This window comes from Kitasatospora sp. MY 5-36 (assembly GCF_001182915.1).
Lineage (GTDB): Bacteria > Actinomycetota > Actinomycetes > Streptomycetales > Streptomycetaceae > Kitasatospora.
Window position 1 is genome coordinate 1 of sequence record NZ_LFVW01000499.1, and the last position, 3,008, is coordinate 3,008.

The 3,008-nt window shown below is 75.9% G+C and carries 2 protein-coding genes; both read right to left on the reverse strand.

What is annotated here, in order from left to right; translation table 11 throughout:
• Positions 1-148: 148 nt before the first annotated feature.
• A complete protein-coding gene (locus tag AE652_RS28140) occupies positions 149-1,012 on the reverse strand; it encodes a C40 family peptidase (protein WP_049656470.1) in 864 nt (287 codons plus the stop codon).
• 311 nt (positions 1,013-1,323) lie between these two features.
• On the reverse strand, positions 1,324-2,745 hold the full coding sequence (locus AE652_RS28145) for an acyl-CoA synthetase (protein ID WP_049656472.1): 1,422 nt from the start codon (positions 2,743-2,745) through the stop codon (positions 1,324-1,326).
• Positions 2,746-3,008 lie beyond the last annotated feature (263 nt).

The following is a 3,008-nucleotide window of genomic DNA, read 5'->3' on the forward strand; positions in this document are numbered from 1 at the left end:
CGGCGCGCTGCCCCGCCCGACGGACCTCTGACCGGGCGTCGGGCCGAGCGGGCGTCGCGCGCCCCGGGCTCGGCCCGGACCGACGAGGACACCCCCGTCGGGGGCACCGGGCGGACCCGGCACCCCCGACGGGCGGACGGCGGCCCCGCTACGGGCGCCCCATGTACGACGGGTAGTAGCCGCTGCTGATCCCCGAGATCCTGATGTTGGTCCCGGGCCGCGCGGCCTCGACGTACCTGTTGTCGCCCAGGTAGATGGCCACGTGCTGGATGCCCCGGGCAGAACCGTCCGGCGACCAGAACAGCAGGTCGCCGCGGCGCAGCTGGCCGGCCCCGATCGGCGTGGTCGCCGCGTACTGGTCGTTGGCCACCCGCGGCAGGCTGATCCCGCCGCGCCGGAAGGACTGCTGCACCAGGCCCGAGCAGTCGTAGCCGTCCGGCCCGTTGCCGGCCCGGCGGAACGGCACGCCCAGCTGGGAGAGCGCGAACTGCACGGCGGTCTCGACGTCCCGGTCCTCGGCGACCGAGTCGTCGAAGTAGCCCGGGGAGTCCGAGGAGGAGCCGCCTCCGGTGCGCTCCAGGTAGATGTCGTAGTGCGAGGTCCAGCGCCACTCGCCCCTGCTGTTGCGGAACCAGTAGCGCGAGCCGTCCCAGCCCTGGGTGATCCCGCCGGAGGACGTGGTCGTGGTCCTGGCGGCGGACGAGGAGCCGCCTCCGGTGCGCTGCACGTAGACGTCGTAGTGCGAGGTCCAGCGCCACTGCCCCTGGCTGTTCTTGAACCAGTACCGGGAGCCGTCCCAGCCGGCGTGCGCCGGGGCGGGCTCGGCGGCCGCGGGGCTGACACCGGTGCCGAGGCCGATCAGGCCCGCACTGGTCGCGATCACGGCCACCATGCCTATCCCCCGACGGAGCCGCGCGCTGCGGGACGGACGGGAGGGACGGACGGTGGCAGCGTCCTGCTGCCCGGTCGGTTCGCCGGCGGCCTCCGGCGCGCCGGTGTTGACGGTGGTCATCGTGCTGACTTCCTTCACTGCTGCGGATCGCTGCGGATCGCTGCGGATTTGCAGCGGGTTGCTGTGACCGGCCAGGACTGGCCGTGCTTGTCGGCAGGGCCCCCGCCCGGCACACCGCGGCTTCCGGTCCTGCGACCGGAAGCCGCCGGCGTGCCGCCCGGGGGGTCGGCCCTGCCTGCGTGTCACGTTAGGCACGCGTCCGCTCACTGCGCGCAGTGGAGTGCGCCAATGGAAGGGTCACGGGTGGTGAGCACCGACGGCGCATCAGGGTGAACACCCGTCATCCGAGGGGGCGTCCGACCGCCCTCTCCTCAGCGGCCGCCGGCCTCCGCCAGCAGCTGCTTCTTCAGCACCTTTCCCAGGGCGTTCCTGGGCAGTTCGGGCACCAGGACGACCCGGCGCGGCCGCTTGTGCACCGAGAGCCGCTCCGCCACGAAGGCCGTCAGCTGCTCCCCCGTCACGGCGCCGTCCGGGATGACGTACGCGACGATCGCCTGTCCGAGGTCCTCGTCCGGCACGCCGACCACCGCCGCGTCGGCGACCGCCGGGTGGTCGCGCAGCGCGGCCTCCACCTCGCCCGCGCCGATCCGGTAGCCGCCGCTCTTGATCAGGTCCACCGAGGCGCGGCCGACGATCCGGTGGAAGCCGTCCGCCCCGATCACCGCGACGTCGCCGGTGCGGAACCAGCCGTCCGCCGTCCACGCCTCGGCGTCCGCGTCCGGCCGGTTGAGGTAACCGCTGAACAGCGTCGGCCCGGAGACCTGGAGTTCGCCGACGCTCTCCCCGTCGCCGGGCACCGGCGCGCCGTCCTCGCCGACCAGCCGGGTGCGGACCCCCTCCACCGGCAGCCCGACGCTGCCGGGGCGCCGCTCGCCGTCCGCCCGGGTGCTGACGGTGATCAGCGACTCGGTCATCCCGTACCGCTCGATCGGGGCGTGCCCGGTGAGCGCCGCGAGCTTCTCGAACACCGGCACGGGCAGCGGCGCGCTGCCGGAGACCAGCAGCCGGGCCGGGGCGAGCCGGGCCGCGGCCTGCGGGTCCGCCGCCAACCGGGACCACACGGTGGGCACCCCGAAGTACAGGCTGCCGCCCGCCGCCGCGTACCCCTCCGGGGTGGGCCGCCCGGTGTGCACCAGTCCGCTGCCGGTGCGCAGGGCGCCGAGCACGCCGAGCAGCAGCCCGTGCACGTGGAACAGCGGCAGGCCGTGGACGAGGGTGTCCTCGGCGGTCCACTGCCAGGCGGCGGCGAGGGCGTCCAGGTCGGCGGCGATCGCCTCGCGCCGGATCACCACGCCCTTGGGGGCGCCGGTGGTGCCCGAGGTGTAGAGCACGAAGCCGGTCGACGCGGCGGCGGGCTCGGCGTAGCTGGTGGTGGAGCGCCGCGCGGGGTCGACCGGCAGCCCGGCCACCGAGGTGTCCTGCGGCAGCACCTCCCCGACGGCGTGCGCGAGCAGCGCCGCGCCCGAGTCGCGCAGGATGTGCTCGCGCTCCTTGGGCCCCGAGTCGGGCGGCAGCGGCACCACCGGGACGCCCGCCAGCAGGCCGCCGACCACGGCGGTGACGGTCTCGACGGGGGGCCGGGCGAGCACCGCGAGCGCCGGGGCGCCGGCCACCCGGTCGGCGACGGCGGTCGCCGCGCCCAGCAGGTCCTCCCGGGAGAGCGTCCGACCGTCGATCCGCAGCGCGTCCGCCGCGTCGCCGAAACCGCCCTGAAGTGCCGTCAGCAGTGCCATGCCACCGTCCTCGCCTCGTCCATCACCACCGCGCCGCGCCCGTGCGCCACGCGCCGGCGCCGACTCTACGGGCCGCCGCCCGGCCCGCCGCGCGCCGGGGACGGCGAGCGGGGCCGGCGACGGCGGAGAACGACCGGGAAGGCCGGGGAAGGACCGGGGACGGCCGGGTACGACGGAGGGCGCGGCACCGGGCACCCGGCACCACGCCCTCCGAACCTTCCGCGCGGATCAGGCCTTGCGGGCCTTCACCTCGGCGGTGAGCT